Origin of the sequence: Nonomuraea sp. NPDC050663, assembly GCF_044456985.1 — a bacterium.
In the GTDB taxonomy this organism is placed as follows: domain Bacteria; phylum Actinomycetota; class Actinomycetes; order Streptosporangiales; family Streptosporangiaceae; genus Nonomuraea.
Genome location: NZ_JBITGL010000001.1, coordinates 759160 through 777410, shown reverse-complemented (window position 1 = coordinate 777410; position 18251 = coordinate 759160). Strand labels below are relative to the sequence as shown.

13 protein-coding genes and 1 pseudogene are annotated in these 18251 nt (G+C 70.2%); 8 read left to right on the top strand and 6 right to left on the bottom strand.

The window, feature by feature from the left end:
• The first annotated feature begins 53 nt into the window (after positions 1-53).
• Complete coding sequence (locus tag ACIBH1_RS03790; RefSeq protein ID WP_397312015.1) at positions 54-920, top strand: alpha/beta hydrolase family protein; 867 nt, start codon at positions 54-56, stop codon at positions 918-920.
• Positions 880-1326: a hypothetical protein gene (locus tag ACIBH1_RS03785; protein WP_397312014.1), complete on the top strand. Its 447-nt coding sequence runs from the start codon at positions 880-882 to the stop codon at positions 1324-1326. The genes ACIBH1_RS03790 and ACIBH1_RS03785 overlap by 41 nt, the downstream gene beginning before the upstream one ends.
• 8 nt (positions 1327-1334) lie before the next feature.
• Here ACIBH1_RS03785 and prfB read toward each other — a convergent pair whose 3' ends face one another.
• A complete protein-coding gene (gene prfB / locus ACIBH1_RS03780; RefSeq protein WP_397312013.1) occupies positions 1335-2450 on the bottom strand; it encodes a peptide chain release factor 2 in 1116 nt (371 codons plus the stop codon).
• A gap of 36 nt (positions 2451-2486) precedes the next feature.
• Between prfB and ACIBH1_RS03775 the strand changes: the two genes are divergently transcribed.
• Positions 2487-3491 carry a hypothetical protein gene (locus ACIBH1_RS03775; protein ID WP_397312012.1) on the top strand — a complete coding sequence of 335 codons (1005 nt, stop codon included), beginning with the start codon at positions 2487-2489 and terminating at the stop codon, positions 3489-3491.
• A 40-nt stretch (positions 3492-3531) separates the two neighbouring features.
• Here the strand turns inward: ACIBH1_RS03775 and ACIBH1_RS03770 are convergent, their stop codons facing one another.
• From ACIBH1_RS03770 to ACIBH1_RS03755, 4 genes are read right to left on the bottom strand one after another with little or no spacing between them, the layout of a single operon-like run.
• Positions 3532-8388, bottom strand: a complete 4857-nt coding sequence (locus tag ACIBH1_RS03770) for an NAD-glutamate dehydrogenase (protein WP_397312011.1) — start codon at positions 8386-8388, stop codon at positions 3532-3534.
• A gap of 36 nt (positions 8389-8424) precedes the next feature.
• Positions 8425-9204, bottom strand: a complete 780-nt coding sequence (locus tag ACIBH1_RS03765) for a tryptophan 2,3-dioxygenase (protein ID WP_397312010.1) — start codon at positions 9202-9204, stop codon at positions 8425-8427.
• Between the two features lie 43 nt (positions 9205-9247).
• A complete protein-coding gene (locus ACIBH1_RS03760) occupies positions 9248-9421 on the bottom strand; it encodes a zf-HC2 domain-containing protein (protein WP_397312009.1) in 174 nt (57 codons plus the stop codon).
• Positions 9421-9951, bottom strand: coding sequence for a sigma-70 family RNA polymerase sigma factor (locus tag ACIBH1_RS03755; protein WP_397312008.1), 531 nt, complete (start codon positions 9949-9951; stop codon positions 9421-9423). Before ACIBH1_RS03755 ends, ACIBH1_RS03760 begins: the two co-directional genes overlap by 1 nt.
• Positions 9952-10060: 109 nt before the next feature.
• On the opposite strand from ACIBH1_RS03755, the gene ACIBH1_RS03750 reads away from it, so the two are divergent.
• The 3 genes from ACIBH1_RS03750 to ACIBH1_RS03740 are packed head-to-tail and all read left to right on the top strand — an operon-like array spanning position 10061 to position 12693.
• Entirely contained in the window at positions 10061-10693 is a 633-nt protein-coding gene (locus ACIBH1_RS03750; protein WP_397312007.1) for a DUF4142 domain-containing protein, read from the top strand.
• Positions 10690-11913 carry a DUF1996 domain-containing protein gene (locus ACIBH1_RS03745; protein ID WP_397312006.1) on the top strand — a complete coding sequence of 408 codons (1224 nt, stop codon included), beginning with the start codon at positions 10690-10692 and terminating at the stop codon, positions 11911-11913. The genes ACIBH1_RS03750 and ACIBH1_RS03745 overlap by 4 nt, the downstream gene beginning before the upstream one ends.
• 48 nt (positions 11914-11961) lie before the next feature.
• A complete protein-coding gene (locus ACIBH1_RS03740; RefSeq protein ID WP_397312005.1) occupies positions 11962-12693 on the top strand; it encodes a hypothetical protein in 732 nt (243 codons plus the stop codon).
• 50 nt (positions 12694-12743) lie between these two features.
• Here the strand turns inward: ACIBH1_RS03740 and ACIBH1_RS03735 are convergent.
• Positions 12744-13919, bottom strand: a pseudogene (locus ACIBH1_RS03735) (RNA-guided endonuclease InsQ/TnpB family protein); the annotation flags it as partial.
• 89 nt (positions 13920-14008) lie between these two features.
• Between ACIBH1_RS03735 and ACIBH1_RS03730 the strand changes: the two are divergent.
• Both ACIBH1_RS03730 and valS read left to right on the top strand, forming a co-directional pair.
• Positions 14009-15694, top strand: coding sequence for an NADH-ubiquinone oxidoreductase-F iron-sulfur binding region domain-containing protein (locus ACIBH1_RS03730; RefSeq protein WP_397312004.1), 1686 nt, complete (start codon positions 14009-14011; stop codon positions 15692-15694).
• A gap of 183 nt (positions 15695-15877) precedes the next feature.
• The gene (valS, locus tag ACIBH1_RS03725; RefSeq protein WP_397312003.1) at positions 15878-18211 is read left to right on the top strand and encodes a valine--tRNA ligase; all 2334 of its coding nucleotides are present in this window, start codon (positions 15878-15880) and stop codon (positions 18209-18211) included.
• The last annotated feature ends 40 nt before the right edge of the window (positions 18212-18251 follow it).

Here is an 18251-nt window from a genome sequence, read left to right as displayed (position 1 = left end):
CCGCCAACAGAACAATGCTCCGTATTCCCCCCATCGGACAGGGAGTCAGCAGCATGCAACTCACCTTCGCCCGCACCCTCGCCGCCCTGGCCACACTGGCCGCGGTGGTGGTGGCGACCGCACCTGCCCATGCCTCGGCCAGCCCGTACCAGCGCGGCCCCGACCCCACCGAGGCCGTGCTCGAAGCCTCGCGCGGGCCGTACTCCGTCTCCGACACCACGGTCTCCTCGCTCCTGGTGAGCGGCTTCGGCGGCGGCACGATCTACTACCCGACCAGCACCGCGGAAGGCACCTTCGGCGGCGTGGCCATCGCCCCCGGCTACACGGCCTCGCGGTCGACCATGGCCTGGCTGGCCGAGCGGATCACCTCGCACGGCTTCGTGGTGTTCAACATCGACACCATCACCCGCAGCGACCAGCCGGCCAGCCGCGGACGGCAGCTCCTGGCCGCGCTCGACTACCTGACCGAGCGCAGCTCCGTCCGCAGCAGGCTCGACGCCTCGCGGCTGGGCGTGATGGGTCACTCGATGGGCGGCGGCGGCACCCTGGAGGCCTCCTCCAGCAGGCCGTCGTTGCAGGCCGCGGTGCCGCTGACACCCTGGAACCTGGACAAGAGCTGGTCGGAGGTCCAGGTGCCGACGATGATCATCGGCGCGGAGAACGACTCGATCGCCTCGGTCACCACCCACTCCGAGCCGTTCTACAACAGCCTGCCGAGCTCGCTGGACAAGGCCTACCTGGAACTCGACGGCGCCAGCCACTTCGCGCCGAACACCACCAACCCGACCATCGGCAAGTTCAGCGTCGCGTGGCTCAAGCGCTTCATCGACGACGACCTGCGCTACGAGCAGTTCCTGTGCCCGCCGCCGGTCGGCGACCGTGACATCTCGGAGTACCGCAACACCTGCCCGCACTCCTGAGGCGGCAGGAAGAGGCCGGGGACCCGCGTCCCCGGCCTCTTTCGCGTCCGATAGTTGCCATGTACTCGCTGCTCGCCTCGCTCTACGGCCTGTCCCGCCGGGGCGCGCAGCCCAGCCGAGCGACCTGCGCGACTTCCTCGCCGGGCAGCGGCAGCTCGGCCTCGACCCGGCGGGCGCCGCCGCCCTCCTCGACGACCTGGCGGCCCGCGGCCTGATCGGCGTCGGCGACGACGGCCTGACCAGGACCACGCAGGAGGGCGACGCCCTGCACACGCGCCTGTCGGAGACCATCGCCCCCATCACGGGCCGGGTCTTCGGCGACTTCGATCCGGCCGAGCTCGAAGTCGCCCACCGGGTGCTCAACGAGGTGATGCGCAGGGCCGACGAGGTGCGCGCCGGCCTCTGAGCCCGCCCCTACTCGGCGCCCGACTCCTGGCGCCGCATCCAGCGGATCTCGCTCTCGATGAAGCCGTCGATGTCGCCGTCGAGCACGGCCGTCGGGTTGCCCGCCTCGGTGCCCGTGCGCAGGTCCTTCACGATCTGGTACGGGTGCAGCACGTAGTTGCGGATCTGGGTGCCCCACGAGGTGGTCGTGGCGCCGCGCAGCTCCGACATCTTCTCCGCCTCCTCCTGCCGCTTGCGCTCCAGCAGCTTGGCCTGCAGCACCACCATCGCGGTGGCGCGGTTCTGCAGCTGGGAGCGCTCGTTCTGGCAGGAGACCACGATGCCGGTGGGCAGGTGCGTGATGCGGACGGCCGAGTCGGTGGTGTTGACGCCCTGGCCGCCGGGACCCGACGACCGGTAGACGTCGACGCGGAGCTCGTCCTCGTTGATGTCGATGTGGTCGGTCGTCTCGACGACCGGCACGATGTCGACGCCCGCGAACGAGGTCTGGCGGCGGCCCTGGTTGTCGAAGGGCGAGATGCGCACCAGCCGGTGGGTGCCGTGCTCGCCGCGCAGGGTGCCGTAGGCGTAGGGCGCCTTGACGGTGAAGGTGGCCGACTTGATGCCCGCCTCCTCCGCGTAGGAGGTCTCGTAGACCTCCGACGGGTAGCCCTTGCGCTCGGCCCAGCGGAGGTACATGCGCAGGAGCATCTGCGCCCAGTCGGCGGCGTCGACGCCACCGGCCTGGGAGTTGATGGTCACCAGGGCCTCTCGGGCGTCGTACTCGCCCGAGAGCAGGGTGCGCACCTCGAGGGCGTTGACGTCGCCGCGCAGCGAGCCCAGCTCGCGGTGCGCCTCGGCGAGCGTGTCGGAGTCGTCCTCCTCCGCCGCCAGCTCGAACAGCACGCCCAGGTCGTCGAGGCGTCGTATCAGGCCCTCGACGCGGTTGAGCTCACCCTGGAGGTGCGAGAGCTTGCTGGTGACCTTCTGCGCCTGCTCGGGGTCGTCCCAGAGATCCGGCGCGGCCACCTGCTCTTCGAGCGCGGCGATCTGCTTGCGCATCGCATCGAGGTCGAGCACGTCCTTGATGCTGGCGAGCGTGTTGGAGAGCTCGCCGATCTCTTCTGCCGGATCCTTGTCTGCCACGTCTATCAAGGGTACGGCACGCCGTAACATGTCGAGGTGCGTGCATACGGTCGGCGGGGAGTGCTGGCGCTCGCTGCCGCCTTCCTGGCGGTGGCCGGGTGCAGCGACACCCCCGTGGAACAGCCCAGACAGTCGCCGGTCGCGGCGGCCTCGCCCACCTCCACGGCCGAGAAGCCGCCCATCACGCCCGGCGAGGCGCGCGAGGTGTTCACCGCCTACGTGGCGACCGACGCGGCCAATCGCGGTGCGGGCTTCCAGTGGTACGCCCGCGACCAGGTGACCGGCGGCAGGGCCACGCTGACCATGGCCGAATACGACGCCCACCGTTTCCCGACGCCGCACAAGTGGGGCGCCCCCACCGTGTGGGTGCCGAAGCTGGCCGCCGGCGACCGCAACCCGTGGTTCTCGGCGCTGGCCGAGCGCGACGGGCGCCCGGCGATCGTCACCTTCGTCGGGCAGGGCGCCGACTGGCTGCTGACCTCCGTGGCGGTGCTGGAGCCCGGCCAGGGGCCGCCCGCCGTCGAGCTCGACGCCGACGGCTACGCCACGCCGCTGTCGAGCACCGACAAGAGCGTGGCCATCAGCCCCACCTTCATGGCGCCCCTGCACGCCTCCGTGGCGGAGGCCGGCCCCGAGGGCATCGCGGCCGGGCTCATCGCGCCCGGCCCCTACACCACCGAGACGGCCGACAGGATCGACGCCGACCGCAAGCGGTGGAAGGGCCTGGGCTACGACTACGACTCGATCTTCTCGGCCGGCGAGCTGCGCACCTTCGCCCTGCGCACCACGGACGGCGGCGCGCTGGTGCAGTATTCACTGAACCAGTCGACCTCCATCACCAACCGGCTCGACAAGAAGGGCCTGGGCATCCCGGTTCCCGAGGAGCTGCGCTGGCTGGAGCCGAGCCTGTGGGCGCAGCTGTCGCTGAAGACCTCCGAGATGCACCAGTACGCCACCGCCGTGCCGCCCATCGACTCGACCAGGCCCGCGGCCGTGATCGCCCACGACAGCGGCGTCTACCAGGCCAAGGCCGACAACTAGCGGGTACGGCAGGCGCCCCGCGCCTGCCGTACCCTCCGTCTCACGCCTCGGTGTGCGGCAGGCCGCTCGACGCCACCAGGGTGCGGATGGCCCGCAGGGCCACCGAGAGCGTCGCCAGGTCGAAGTTGTCGCTCTCCCAGATCTCCGACAACGTCTGCCTGGCCCGCGAGACCGCCGCCGAGTTGGCCTCGGTCCACAACCCCAGCCGCTCCTCGGGCGACTGCCCGGTCGTGCTCTGCGCGAGCACGTCGCGGGTCAGCGAGGAGTGCGCCGCGTAGAGGTCGTCACGCAGCGCCGAGCGCGCCATGGAGTTCCAGCGGCTGTCGCGGGGCAGCGCGATGATGCGCTCGCGCAGGCGCGCCAGCTGCAGCCGGTCGGCCAGGTCGAAGTAGACCTCGGCCACCTCGCCGACCGGCCTGCCGGCCGCGAAGGCCGTCTCGACCAGGTCGAAGGTGGAGTACGCCGGCACCATCGCCGCGGCCCGCTCGGCCAGCTCCAGAGGTACGGCACGCGCCACGAACGAGTCGCGCCGCTCCTCGAAGGCGGCCAGGTCGGGCCCGGTGAGCAGCTTGGGAATGTGGGTGAGCAGCCCGTTGACGCCCTTGACGAAGAAGGCGACCGAGCCGGCCAGGTCGAGCGGGGGCCGCCGGTTGGTCAGCAGCCACCGGGTGCCGCGCTCGCAGAGCTTGCGCGCCTCCAGCAGCATGGCGATCTGTGTGGCGGTGTCGACCTTGTTGTCGAGTTCCTCGACGGCCCGGAAGAAGCTGGGCAGGTCGAAGACCTCGCGGGTGACCAGATAGGCCTTGGCGATGTCGGAGGCCGACGCGCCGGTCTCCTCCCCCAGCCGGAACATGAACGACGTGCCGGTGGAGTTGACCAGCTCGTTCGTCACGCAGGTGGTGATGATCTCGCGGCGCAGCGGGTGGGCGTCCATGTAGGTGCGGAACCGCTCGCGCAGCGCCGACGGGAAGTACGACACCAGCCAGGAGGCCAGATACGGGTCGTCGGGCAGGTCGGAGGCGAGCAGCTCGGCGTCGACCACGAGCTTGGTGTAGGCCAGCAGCACCGAGAACTCCGGCGCGGTCAGCCCGAGCCGCGCCTGGCGCCGCTCGGCCAGCGTCTTGTCGGACGGCAGGAACTCCAGCTCGCGGTTGACCAGCCCGTCGCGCTCCAGCTTGCGCAGGTAGCGCGCGTGGATGTGGAGCATCTCCACGGCCTGGGCGCGGGCGGCGGCCAGCACCACGTTCTGCGCGTAGTTGTCGCGCAGGACCAGGGCGGCGACCTCGTCGGTCATCTCGCGGAAGACCTGGTTGCGCTGCTTGTCTGTGAGCTCGCCGTCGCGCACGACCTCGTCGAGCAGGATCTTGATGTTCACCTCGTGGTCGGAGGTGTCGACGCCCGCCGAGTTGTCGATGAAGTCGGTGTTGACCAGGCCGCCGTTGAGCGCGAACTCGATGCGGGCCAGCTGGGTCAGGCCCAGGTTGCCGCCCTCGCCGACCACCTTGCAGCGCAGGTCGACGCCGTTGACGCGCAGGGCGTCGTTGGCCTTGTCGCCCACGTCGGCGTTCGACTCGCCCGCGCCCTTGACGTAGGTGCCGATGCCGCCGTTCCACAGCAGGTCGACCGGCGCCTTGAGGATGGCGTTGATCAGGTCGTTGGGCGCCATCGCATTGACGTTGCCGTCGATGCCCAGCGCGGCGCGCAGCTGCGGCGACAGCGGGATCGACTTGGCGGAACGCGGCCACACCCCGCCGCCGGCGGAGATCAGCTCGGCGTTGTAGTCGGCCCACGAGCTGCGCGGCAGCTCGAACAGGCGCTTGCGCTCCTCGAAGGTGGTGGCCGAGTCGGGCTCGGGGTCGACGAAGATGTGGCGGTGGTCGAAGGCGGCCACCAGGCGGATGTGGGGCGACAGCAGCATGCCGTTGCCGAACACGTCGCCCGACATGTCGCCGATGCCGACCACGGTGAAGTCGGTGGACTGGATGTCGACGCCCGTCGTGCGGAAGTGGTACTTCACCGACTCCCAGGCGCCGCGCGCGGTGATGCCCATCGCCTTGTGGTCGTAGCCGACCGAGCCGCCGGAGGCGAAGGCGTCGCCCAGCCAGAAGCCGTACTCCTTGGCCACGCTGTTGGCGATGTCGGAGAAGGTCGCGGTGCCCTTGTCGGCCGCCACCACCAGGTAGGTGTCGTCGCCGTCGTGCCGTACGACGTCGGGCGGCGGCACGACCGAGCCCTCGACCAGGTTGTCGGTGACGTCGAGCAGGCCGGAGATGAACATCCGGTAGCAGGCCACGCCCTCGGCGAGCACGTCTTCGCGAGAACCCGACACCGGCGGCTTCTTGACGACGAACCCGCCCTTGGAGCCGGTCGGCACGATGACGGTGTTCTTCACCATCTGCGCCTTGACCAGGCCGAGGATCTCGGTGCGGAAGTCCTCCATGCGGTCGGACCAGCGCAGGCCGCCGCGGGCCACCTTGCCGAAGCGCAGGTGCACGCCCTCGACGCGCGCGGAGTAGACGAAGATCTCGTACTTGGGCCGCGGCAGCGGCAGCACGCTGATCGCCTGCGAGTCGAGCTTCAGCGAGATGTACGGCTTGCGCTTGCCGTCGGGGCCCTGCTGGAAGTAGTTGGTGCGCAGCGTCGACTGGATCATCTCCAGGTAGGCGCGCAGGATGCGGTCCTCGTCGAGCGAGGCCACCTCGTCGAGCGCGCCGAGGATCTCCTCGGTGAGCGCCTCGGCCATCTCGCGGCGCGTCTCCTCCGAGCGCTTGGGGTCGAGCCGCGCCTCGAACAGGCTGACCAGCAGCCGGGCCAGGCGCACGTTGCCGGTGAGCACCCGCTCCATGTAGCGCTGGCTGAAGGTGGAGCCCGCCTGGCGGAGGTACTTGGCGTAGACCCGCAGGATCTCGACCTGCTCCCAGGTCAGCCCGCCGATCAGGATGAGCGCGTTGAAGTTGTCGGCCGCGGCCCTGCCGTTCCACAACGCCGACAGGCCGTCCTGGAACAGGCGCTTGAAGTCTTCGCGCCCGACCTCGGGCGAGGGGTTGTAGCGCAGGCCGAAGTCGTAGATCCAGGCGTTCTTGGTGGAGGGGTCGTTGTCGCGGTCGACCTCGTAGGGCCGCTCGTCGACGACCTCGACGCCGAGCCGCTGGATGAGCGGGAGCGCCTTCGACAGCGAGATCGGCGAGCCCAGCTTGTAGATCTTCAGCCGCCGCTCGCCCTCGGTCACGTCGTAGGGCTCGTAGAGGTTGATGCTGATCTCGTCGGGTGAGGCCCCGACCAGCTCCTCCAGCCGCTTGAGGTCGACGACGGCCAGCTTGGGCGGGAAGTCGGCCTTGTAGCCCTCGGGGAAGGCGTTCTGGTAGCGCCTGGCGAGCTGGGGCGCGTCGACCTCGGAGGTCATCTCGGTGAGCGCGTCGGACAGGTCGTCCTCCCACGACCGCGTGATCGCGGCCAGGCGGGACTCCAGCTCCTCCACATCCACCTTCGGCTGCGGGAGCGGCTCGCCGCGCTTGCCGCGCACGACCACGTGCAGCCGGGCCAGCGCGGACTCGCCGATCATCGCGCTGTAGTCGAGCGTGGTGCCGCCCAGCGCCTTGAGCAGCAGCTCCTGCATCTTGAGCCGCACCTTGGTGGTGTAGCGGTCGCGCGGCAGGTAGATCAGGCAGGAGATGAAACGGCCGTAGTCGTCGCGGCGCAGGAACAGCCTGACCTGCTTGCGCTCGCGCAGCCGCAGCACGCCCTGGGCGATCGGGACGAGCTGCTCGACCGAGGTCTGGAAGAGCTCGTCGCGCGGGAAGGTCTCGAGGATCTCGATGAGGTCCTTGCCGTCGTGTGACTCGGGGGTCAGCCCGGCGGCGTCGAGCACCTCGGCGAGCTTGCGGCGCAGCACCGGGATGCGGGAGATCGACTCGTTGTAGGCGACGTGCGTGAACAGGCCCAGGAAGCGGCGCTCGCCGATGACCTCGCCCTCGGGCGAGAACAGCTTGACGCCGACGTAGTCGAGGTAGGCGCTGCGGTGCACGGTGGCGCGCGAGTTGGCCTTGGTGATGATCAGCAGCTGCCGCTCGCGGGCCTTGGCGCGCAGCTCGGCGGGCATGGCCGCGAAGCTGTCGGACCCGGCCTTGTCGTCGCGCAGGATGCCCAGGGCCGCGCCCGGCACCGCGCGCAGGGAGTCCTCGGCGCTGTCGAGGCGGTACTCCTTGTAGCCGAGGAAGGTGAAGTGGCCGTCGGCCAGCCACTTGAGCAGGTGGATGCTGTCCTCGACCGCCGCGGGCTCCAGCGGGGGCGGGTTGTCGGACAGGTCCTCGGCGGTCTGCACCGCCAGGGCGCGCATCTTCACGAAGTCCTCGACCGCGTGCCGTACGTCGGCCAGAACCCGCTGGAGGTCGGCCTCCAGCTCCTTGAGCCTGGTCGGGTCGGACTGGCGGTCGATCTCGATGTGCATCCACGACTCGACCTGCATCTGGCCGGTGATGTCCTCCTGACCGCGGCCCAGCAGCCGGCCCGTCATGTCGCGGCGCACCCGCATCTGCGGGTGGACGATCAGGTGCACGCCGATGTCGTGCCTGGTCAGCTCCATCGTGACGCTGTCGACCAGGAACGGCATGTCGTCGGTGACCACCTCGACCACGGAGTGGCCGGGGTCCCAGCCGTTCTCCTCCACGGTGGGCGTGTAGACGCGCACCAGCGCGCGGCCCTGGGGCCGCACCTCCGCAAGATGTTTCTCCGACATGGCCGGACCGTAGATGTCAACCGGGTTGCGCTCGAGCAGATCCTCGGGCGCGACGTGCCGGTAATAGACCCGGAGAAATGCCAGCGCCTCCTCCGGAGGCACGTCGGCGCACTGTTGCGCCGCCCGCTGGAGCAGTTCGTCCTTGGCCTCTTCGAGCGGCATGTCGCTCTCACTCCTTTGTGAGGGTTTAACCATGATTTAGAGCCAGGCCCTTAGTTCCCACAGCAGCGGGAAGTAGTGCATCGGCGTCCGGCCCCGCAGGTACGGAGCCCCGGTGGAGCCGCCGGTGCCGGACTTGGTGCCGATCTGCCGTTCGACCATCTGGACGTGACGCATACGCCACAGCGCGGCCGTCTCGTCGTGGGTCAGCAGATCTTCGGCCAGTTGCCACAGGTCGTCGTAGGTCCTGCGGTCCCTCGCCACCGCAAGCAGCGACCCCATGAGCTCCTCGTCGGAGGTCTCCAGGCCGCGCTGAGAGAGGGCGGTGAGATAAGCATCCCACAGCGTGGGCTCATCCATGCGGCGGCGCAGCCGGGCGAGTTCGTCCTCGCTGGCGTCGCGCAACCCCGTGAGGTAGCGCGCCTCCTTCAGCCCCGACAGGAACTCCAGCTCGCGGAACTGCACGGACTGGAAGCCGCTGGCCGGGGCCAGCTTGGCGCGGAACTCCAGGAAGTCCTGGGGAGTCATCGTCTCCAGGACCTCCACCTGCTCGACCAGCACCCGTTCGACCGCGTGGACCCGGCGGAACACGTGCCGGGCCTGCCACAGCTCGTCGTTGAACATGGCTTCTCGCGCGGACTCGAGCTCGTGCAGCAGGAGCTTGAACCACAGCTCGTAGACCTGATGGATGGTGATGAACAGCAGCTCGTCAGGGGCGTGCGACTGCGGCACCTGCTGGGCGAGAAGTTCGGGAAGCCGGAGGTAGGCGCCGTAGGACAGCCGGCCGCCCTCCTCGCCGAACTGCCTGTTTGATGGCATGCCATCTCCCCCACGCACGTTCCTGATACCACCCGAAAAGCGGCTAATCGTCAACGCGGGAGGATTGTTCCTTCAGTTCGTCGAGGGCGGCGGGCACCTCTTGCAGCTCCTGAATCTCGCGCCGGCAGTCGGCGCAGCCGTCGAGATGGCGTTCGAAGCGCTCGGTCTCGTCGTCGTCGAGGACACCGAGCACATAGGCCGCCACCTCTGGATGCATCAGCCGGCCGCCCCCTTCTCACGCAGCAGCTCACGGAGGGCTCTGATCGCGTAGTAGAGCCTCGACTTCACCGTGCCCGGCGGAATCCCCAGTATCTCCGCCGCTTCACTTATCGTACGGTCCCGCAGGTAGGTCTGTTCAATGACTTCGCGGTGTTCGTCGGACAGATGCCCGAGCGCTTCGGCGACCACGATCGCCGACAGGGTCCGATCGGCGCCGTCGGGCACCGAGATGGTGTCGGCCTCCGGCGGCTCGACCTCGGTCGGCCGGGCGCTGCGACGCCTCCGGCCGTCGATGACGATGCGCCTGGCCACGGTGAGCAGCCATGCCCAAAGGAGCCCGGGTTCCCAGTGCAACCGTGCGGAGTTGCGCCAGGCCCGGACGATGGTCTCCTGGACGACATCCTCCGCCCATTGGAGATCATTGCCGGTCGATCTGCGCACGTGACGCAAGAGCGGCCCGCCGAACTGCTGGTAGAGCAGCGCGATGCGTTGCCCATCGTCCTTGGAGTGAGCTAACACGGCGCACATCTTTACATCTTCGTTATCGCCTCGGTAGTCACTCTGATAACTCCAGTCATTTCTGACTATCTGTGCACATCTTGTGAACCGGGTTGGCAGACCCCGCGTACCTCGGATCATGCGAAGACGATTCGCCGATATCGCCGGCACGACGGTCATGCTCGGTGGCTTCGTGCTGGCGGCCGTGGTCACCGTCGCGCTCGTGCTGCCGTCGGCCGGCCAGCCCGCCCTCGGAGCGGGCTGGCGAGCCACCTCGACCGGCCCCCTGGGGCCCGCCGACATCGACTTCCTGATCAAGGTAAGGCAGGCGGGCCTGTGGGAGATCCCCACCGGCCAGCAGGCCCAGACCAGCGCCCAGAGCGAGAAGGTCAAGGACGTCGGCAGGCACCTCGTCGAGGACCACACCAAGCTCGACATCGAGGTGCGCAAGGTCGCCGCCCAGCTCGGCGTGGACCTGCCCAGCGCGGCCTCCCCCGACCAGCAGCGCTGGATGGCCCAGCTGTCGTCGAAGACCGGCGCCTCCTACGACCGGGACTTCGCCAACCTGCTCAGGGCCGCCCACGGCAAGGTCTTCACCGTCGTGGCCGCGGTCCGGGCCGGCACGCGCAACGACGAGATCCGCAAGTTCGCCCAGAAGGCCGTCGTGGTCGTGATGCGGCACATGACGCTCCTGGAGTCCACGGGACTCGTCGACCACTTCGCGCTACCGGAACCGCCCACGCCCTCACCACTTCCAGGAGGGATCAAATGAGATCGAAACGCCTGGCTGCCGCCTGTTCGGCGCTTGCCGTACTGGCCGGCGGCCTTGTCACCGCGGGCGTGCTCACCGCCGCCCCCGTGCTGGCCGACCACTGCGACCCGGCCGGACACTCGCGGCAGGAGCAGCAGAACGCCGGGGCGCTCGCCCCGCCAGACCCGTCGCAGGAGCCCGACGCCCAGCCCGAGGAGGAGCCGACCGGGGAGGAGTCCCAGGACGGGCAGCGCCGCAGGCCCACCCCGACGCCGTCGGAGGAGGCGCCGCCAGAGCCGTCACAGGAGCCCACCGAGGAGCCCACCGGCGACCCCAGCGCCTCCCCGTCCGCCTCCGCCTCGCCGTCGCCGACCCAGACGAACGACGAGTGCGCCGACCTCGGCCCGTTCGTCGAGGACTTCGTCAACATCCGCCAGGTGCCCGCCAACGGCAACTCCAACCTGTTCGGCCGCGGCGGCAGCTTCGTCTCGCAGTGCGGCACCAACGGCAACGGCCACAACAACCCCGACAACTTCATCGTCGCCCCCGGCGTCAGCAACGGCGCCCACCACCTGCACGACTACGTCGGCAACCTCTCGACCGACGCCTTCTCCACCGACCAGTCACTGGCCGCCGCCGGCACCACCTGCCGGCTGAACGACCGCTCGACCTACTTCTGGCCGGTCCTGCGCAACCGCAAGATCGACGCCAACGTCGACGACCCCGACGGCAACGTCGGCGTCGTCCTCAGGCCCCGCCAGGCGATCATGCTCTTCCGCAGCCCCGGCCAGCGGGTCACCGCCATGCCGAGGTTCCTGCGCCTGATCACCGGCGACGCCAAGGCCGCCACCAACGGCGGCGCCAACGCCCGCGCCCAATGGACGTGCACCGGCTTCACCAACCGGATCACCACCAAGTACCCGCTGTGCCCGCGCGGCAGCCAGGTCGTGCGCATCCTCGACTTCCCCAGCTGCTGGGACGGCCAGAACACCGACAGCGCCAACCACCGCACCCACGTGCTCTTCCCGCAGGGCGGCAGGTGTCCGGCCGGCACGCGCGCCATCCCGCAACTACGGATGATCCTCACGTACTCGGTGCCCACGGGGCCCTCCTACGCCCTCGATGCCTTCCCCGAGCAGAAGCACAACCCGATCACCGACCACGCCGACTTCGCCAACGTGATGCCCGACCGGCTGATGTCCACCGTCGTCAACTGCATCAACCGCGGCCGCCGCTGCTAGGTGACCCTCCCGGGCAGCACCCTCAAGCCACCCCTGGGAGAGGAACCCATGCTTCATCGACGCCAACCCCGGCACGCCACCACGCTCGACACCCGGAACATGAGGCTCGGCGCGATCGCCTCGTTCACCGCGGTGCTCCTGTCCGTGATCGCGCTGGCCCGCTCCCCTCGCGGCCTGGAAATGCTCGCCTTCCTCGACTTCTACGTCGGCGTCTTCTCGCTCGTCTCGCTCACCGCCACCGTCGCCCTCGGCCTGCTGGCCAGCGAGCGGGTGCTGCTGGCCGCGCCCAACCGGGTGCGCGTCCAGCTGGCCCACCGCATCGCCGCCGCGGCCGGGGTGGCCTGCCTCACGATCCACATCGTCATGAAGATCGACCGGGTCTCCGCCCTCGGACTGGCCGCCGCGGCCCTCGTGCTCATGGCCGCCACCAGCGGCATCCTGCGGGGCCGGTTCGCCAGTACGGCCAAGCCCGGCCTGTGGCGCGTGCTGCACGGCGCCTCCTACCTGGCCTGGCCCATGGCGATCATGCACGGCCTGTCCGCGGGACGCGCCCCCGCGGGCTGGGTCACCTGGGCCTACCTGGCCTGCCTGGCCGCCGTGGGCGCCGCCCTGCTCGTCCGGCTCTGGGCGACGCTGATCAGGCCGCCCGCCGTACCGGAGTGGGTGCAGGCGCCCGAGGTCACCGCCGAGGCCCCGGCCGAGCCGTCCACCACCACCGTCCCCGCCGCGTCCGCCGTCAACGCTCCAGTCGACCTCGCCCAGTACCGGAGAGCAGGTTGACATCTTCCCCACGGGTGAACCCGGGAGACTCCAATCCTCACGGATGGGGTTTCCTGCTTCACCGCCAGCCGCCCGTCCAGCTCGCGCTGCCCGGGTCTTACGCCGGCTCCACAGGCGTTTCAGCTCTCCGCCAGCCCGGCGGCGAGCACGTTCTTCGCGGCGTTGACGTCCCGATCGTGGCGCGCGCCGCAGTCACACTGCCACTCACGGATGTTGAGCGGCATCGACTCGCGCACGGCGCCGCAGAACGAGCACAACTTGGAGGAGGGGAACCAGCGGTCCACCGCCACCAACGTGCGTCCGTACCACACGGCCTTGTACTCCAGCATCGAGCGGAACTCCCGCCAGCTCACATCCGAGATGGCGCGAGCCAGCGAACGGTTCTTGACCAAGTTACGGACGGCCAGGTCTTCCACGGCGATCACTTGATTCTCGCGAACAAGCCGTGTGGTGACCTTGTGCAGGTGGTCTCGCCTGCGGTCGGCGATTCGTGCGTACACCCTCGCTACCTGCCGCCGGACCTTGGCCCGGTTGTTCGACCCCTTCTGCGTTCGGGCCAGCGCCCGCTGAGCCTTGGCGAGCTTGCGCCGGTCGACACGTTCATGACGCGGGTTCACGATCTTCTCGCCGGTCGAGAGCGTGGCCAGCATCGTGATTCCCGCGTCCACACCCACCGACGCCTCAACCGGCGGCAGCGACGAGATCTTCTCCTCGACCAGCAGGGATACGTACCAACGCCCGGCCGCGTCGCGGCTCACCGTGACAGTGGACGGCTCCACCCCCTCGGGCAGCGGACGCGACCAGCGGATGTCGAGCGGGTTGTCCATCTTCGCCAAGGTGAGGCGCCCGTCGCGCCAGCGGAACGCCGAGCGGGTGTACTCCGCGCTGGCGCGCGACTTCTTGCGGGACTTGAACGTCGGGTATCCGGCGCGTCGAGCGAAGAAGTTCACGAAGGCAGCTTGCAGATGCCGCAACGCTTGTTGGAGCGGGACGCAGGACACTTCGTTGAGCAACGCCAGTTGCTCGGTCTTCTTCCACGCCGTGAGCGCGGCCGACGACTCCGCATAGGACACTCGGCGACCACCGGACGCGTAGGCGAGGGTCCGCTCATCCAATGCCCTGTTGTAGACCAAGCGGATACAGCCGAACGTGCGCGACAGCTCGTCGGCCTGCTCGGGCGTCGGGTAGCAGCGGAACTTGTAGGCCCGCTTCACCAACTGCGCCACGCCTCAGATTCTACTGGGCGATCAAGCGGTTATCGCATCTTTGTTCGACCTGCGGCCAAGTCCGGCGGTACCAAACCCAAGGAGATTCGATGATCCCCCACCGAGTCCCGCCCGTCCTGCGCATCGGGCCCGCCCGGCTCACCGCCGGGCTGGACCACTGCCGCCGGCTGGATCTGCCGGCTCACCGCACCCTGCACGGCACCCCCGCGCCACGCGACCTGACGAACCTCATCGCCCAGGTCGACGAGGTGGATCTGCGCGGGCGCGGGGGCGCCGCCTTCCCTTTCGGGCGCAAGCTGCGCGCCGTCTCCGCGGGTTCGCGCGAGAGCGTCGTGCTGGTCAACGCCGCCGAGGGTGAGCCCGCCAGCTGCAAGGACGCGATGCTGCTGGTGCGCACCCCGCACCTGGTGCTCGACGGCGCGGTCCTGGCGGCCGAGTCGCTGCACGCCCGCGAGGTGGTCGTCGCCGTCGCCGCCGGCAGCGTGCCCCTGGCCTCCGTCGAGGCGGCCGTGGCCGAGCGCCGCGCCGCCAGCGTGGCCGGGGCCGCCGAGTCCCACCTGCCGATCCGCGTCGTCGGCCTGCCCGAGCGGTTCATCACCGGCGAGGGCGGGGCGCTCGTGCGCGGGGTCAACGGGCTGGACGCCTCGCCTCCCGGGCGCAAACGCCGCGCGGCGACCGCGGGGGTGGACGGGCTGCCCACGTTGCTGTCGAACGCCGAGACCTTCGCCCAGCTGGCGATCCTGGCCGAGCACGGCGTGGAGGGCTACGCCTCGGTGGGCACCTCGCGCGAGCCCGGCACCACGCTGCTGACCGTCGGGGGCACGCACGTGGTCGAGGTGCCGTACGGCACGCCGCTGGCCGCGGTGCTGGAGTTGTGCTCGCTGGAGGCGGGCGACGGGGTGCTCATGGGGGGCTATCACGGCTCGTGGCTGCCGGGATCGGCGGTGGGGCCACCGCCGGCGGTGTACGAGCCGCCGCCTGCGGCGCCTGCGGTGCTCTCCCTCGTCCCGGCCCCGGTGACGGGTCCTTTCCCCGTCCCGGTGACAGGTCCTTTCCCCGTCCCGGTGACGGGTGCCTTCCCCGCCCCCGTCACCGACCCCTTCCCCGCGCTGTCGCAGGCGCCCACCGACCCGTTCCCCGCGCTCCCCCAGACGCCCCCGGCGCCCCCCGCGCCGCCGCCCGGGGTCGAGCTCTCCCGTACCGGCCTGGAGGCCGCGGGCGCCACCCTGGGCGCGGGCATCATCGTCCCCCTCGGCTCCGACACGTGCCCCCTCGGGGAGACCGCCCGGGTGGCCGCCTACCTGGCCGCCCAGTCGTCCGGCCAGTGCGGCCCCTGCAGGATGGGCCTGCCCGAGGTCGCCCGCGCCCTGGTCGCGCTGTGCGAGGGGCACGGCTCGTCCGACTCCGTGCGCCGTGCCGTACGGGCCGTCGAGCGGCGCGGGGCCTGCTTCCACCCGGACGGCACCGCCCGCTTCGTCCTGTCGGCGCTCGACGCCTTCGCCGACGACGTCGCCGCCCACCTGGAGTCGGGCACCTGCGGCCGCCCGGTGCGCGGTGTGCTGCCGCTGCCTGAGTCGTCGGAGGAGCCCAGCTACCGGCTCGACGTCGACTGGACCCGCTGCGAGGGGCACGGGCTCTGCGCGCACCTGCTGCCGGAGTTCGTCGACCTGGACGAGTTCGGCTACCCGTCGTTCAGGACGGTGCCGGGCTGGATGGCGAAGGAGGCCCGCCGTGCCGTCGAGATGTGTCCCGCCCTGGCGCTGCGCATGGCCTAGAAACAATCGCCCTGGGCTTCCAGCCGCCATCGGTTATCCTGCTGGTGATGGCTCAAGGATCGTTCACACGCGTGCAGCGCCTCGGCAACGCCCGGGCGCGAGTAGCCATGCGCCGATAGGCGCCGCCTTCGCGTCCCCGATCCTTTCACGCCCGACCGGCGTGCCTTCACGCATGGAACAACCATGGACAAGCCATCCCTTGACGGCCTCGAAGCCAAGTGGAACCACCACTGGGCGAGCCAGGGAACCTACCGTTTCGACCGCTCCCAGCCGCGCGAGCGTGTCTACTCCATCGACACCCCTCCTCCCACCGCCTCCGGCTCGCTGCACGCCGGCCAGGTGTTCTCCTACACCCACACCGACCTGATCGCCCGCTACAAGCGCATGCGCGGCTACGCGGTCTTCTATCCGATGGGCTGGGACGACAACGGCCTGCCCACCGAGCGGCGGGTGCAGAACCATTACGGCGTCACGCCGGCCGAGGTGGGCCGGACGAGGTTCGTGGAGTTGTGCCACGAGCTGATCGCCCAGGACGAGGCGGCCTTCGAGGCGCTGTGGCGCAGGCTGGGCCTCTCGGTCGACTGGGACCACCTCTACACGACCGTGGGCCCCGTCTCCACGCGGGTCTCGCAGCTGGCGTTCCTGCGCAACCTGGCCAGGGGCGAGGCCTACCAGGCCGAGGCGCCCACGTTGTGGGACGTCACCTTCCAGACGGCGGTCGCCCAGGCGGAGCTGGAGGACCGCGAGCGGCCCGGCGCCTACCACCGGATCAGGTTCGGCGACCTGGAGATCGACACGACCAGGCCCGAGCTGCTGCCGGCGTGCGTCGCGCTGGTCGGGCACCCGGACGACCCCAGGTACCGGGACGTGTACGGCACGACGGCGACCGTCCCCCTGTACGGGCATGAGGTGCCGGTCCTCGGCCACCACCTGGCCGACCCCGGCAAGGGCACCGGGCTGGCCATGGTCTGCACGTTCGGCGACGTGACGGACGTGATCTGGTGGCGCGAGCTGAACCTGCCGATCCGCGCGATCATGGGCAGGGACGGGCGGTTCCTCCCCGGCACCCCCCACGAGGGTCTGACGGCCAAGCAGGCCAGGAGGCGCATCGTCGAGGAGCTCGGGATCGAGGAGCCGCGCCCGATCACCCACCAGGTGAAGTTCTACGAGAAGGGCGAGCTCCCACTGGAGATCGTCACCAGCCGCCAGTGGTATCTGCGCAACGGCGGGCGCGACCCGGAGCTGCGCGCGACGCTGAAGGCCAGGGGCCGCGAGCTGGGGTGGGCGCCGGAGTTCATGCGCCACCGTTACGAGAACTGGGTCGACGGCCTCAACGGCGACTGGCTGATCAGCCGCCAGCGCTGGTTCGGCGTGCCGTTCCCGGTCTGGTACCCCCTCGACGCCGACGGGGAGCCGATCCACGACCGGCCGATCCTGCCCGAGGAGTCGAGGCTGCCGATCGACCCCAACCTCGACGTGCCCGAGGGTTTCACCGAGGAGCAGCGCGGCGTGCCGTACGGCTTCGCGGCCGATCCCGACGTGATGGACACCTGGGCGACGTCGGGGCTGACGCCGCAGATCGTGTGCGGGTGGGAGCGCGATCCAGACTTGTTCGCGCGCACCTTCCCGATGGACCTCAACACCCACGCCCACGAGATCATCCGCACGTGGCTGTTCGGCAGGGTGCTGCGGGCCCACTTCGAGCACGGCACGCTGCCCTGGCGCGGCTCGATGATCTCCGGCTGGGTGGTCGATCCCGACCGCAGGAAGATGAGCAAGTCCGCGGGCAACGCCACGACGCCGATCGGGGTGCTGGAGAGGTACGGCACTGACGCGGTGCGGTGGCGGGCGGCGGGCGCGCGGCCCGGCATGGACACGCCCTTCGACGAGAGCCAGATGAAGGTCGGGCGCAGGCTAGCCACCAAGATCCTCAACGCCGGGCGCTTCATCCTGTCGTTCGAGGACGGCGGCGGGCGGCCGTCGCGGGCGCTCGACCTGGCTCTGCTCGCCGCGCTGCGCCAGGTCGTCGAGCGGGCCACCGACGCCTTCGAGTCCTTCGACTACACCACGGCCCTGGAGGTCTCCGAGCGGTTCTTCTGGTCGTTCTGCGACGACTACCTGGAGCTGGTCAAGGAGCGTGCCTACGCGGGCGACTCCTCGGCGGTCTCCACGCTGCGCACCGCCCTGTCGGTGGTGCTCAGGCTGCTCGCGCCCGTCCTGCCGTACGTGACGGAGGAGGTCTGGTCGTGGTGGCGGGAGGGCTCGATCCACCTGGCGGGCTGGCCCTCCGCCGACGAGCTGCCGGACGGCGGCGACGCGGAACTGCTGGCCGCGGCGGGGACGGCGCTGTCGGCCGTCCGCGGCGAGAAGTCCGCGCGCAAGCTGTCGCTCAGGTCCGAGCTCGACCGCTTCGAGCTGTACGGCTCGGCGGCGGAGCTGGCCAGGTTCGCCCAGGTCGGCGACGACCTGCGCGCCGCGGGACGCATCGGCGAACTGGTGCTCACCCCGGCACGATGAAGGGTGCGCCGGCCGGGACCCCCGTCCGGCCGGTGCGCCT

Coding starts and splice junctions, on each gene's coding strand:
- ACIBH1_RS03750 (WP_397312007.1), top strand. CDS start 10,061: ATGCGAAGACGATTCGCCGATATCGCCGGCACGACGGTCATGCTCGGT.
- ACIBH1_RS03745 (WP_397312006.1), top strand. CDS start 10,690: ATGAGATCGAAACGCCTGGCTGCCGCCTGTTCGGCGCTTGCCGTACTG.
- ACIBH1_RS03730 (WP_397312004.1), top strand. CDS start 14,009: ATGATCCCCCACCGAGTCCCGCCCGTCCTGCGCATCGGGCCCGCCCGG.
- valS (WP_397312003.1), top strand. CDS start 15,878: ATGGACAAGCCATCCCTTGACGGCCTCGAAGCCAAGTGGAACCACCAC.
- ACIBH1_RS03740 (WP_397312005.1), top strand. CDS start 11,962: ATGCTTCATCGACGCCAACCCCGGCACGCCACCACGCTCGACACCCGG.
- ACIBH1_RS03755 (WP_397312008.1), bottom strand. CDS start 9,951: ATGTGCGCCGTGTTAGCTCACTCCAAGGACGATGGGCAACGCATCGCG.
- ACIBH1_RS03790 (WP_397312015.1), top strand. CDS start 54: ATGCAACTCACCTTCGCCCGCACCCTCGCCGCCCTGGCCACACTGGCC.
- ACIBH1_RS03770 (WP_397312011.1), bottom strand. CDS start 8,388: ATGCCGCTCGAAGAGGCCAAGGACGAACTGCTCCAGCGGGCGGCGCAA.
- ACIBH1_RS03760 (WP_397312009.1), bottom strand. CDS start 9,421: ATGCATCCAGAGGTGGCGGCCTATGTGCTCGGTGTCCTCGACGACGAC.
- ACIBH1_RS03765 (WP_397312010.1), bottom strand. CDS start 9,204: ATGCCATCAAACAGGCAGTTCGGCGAGGAGGGCGGCCGGCTGTCCTAC.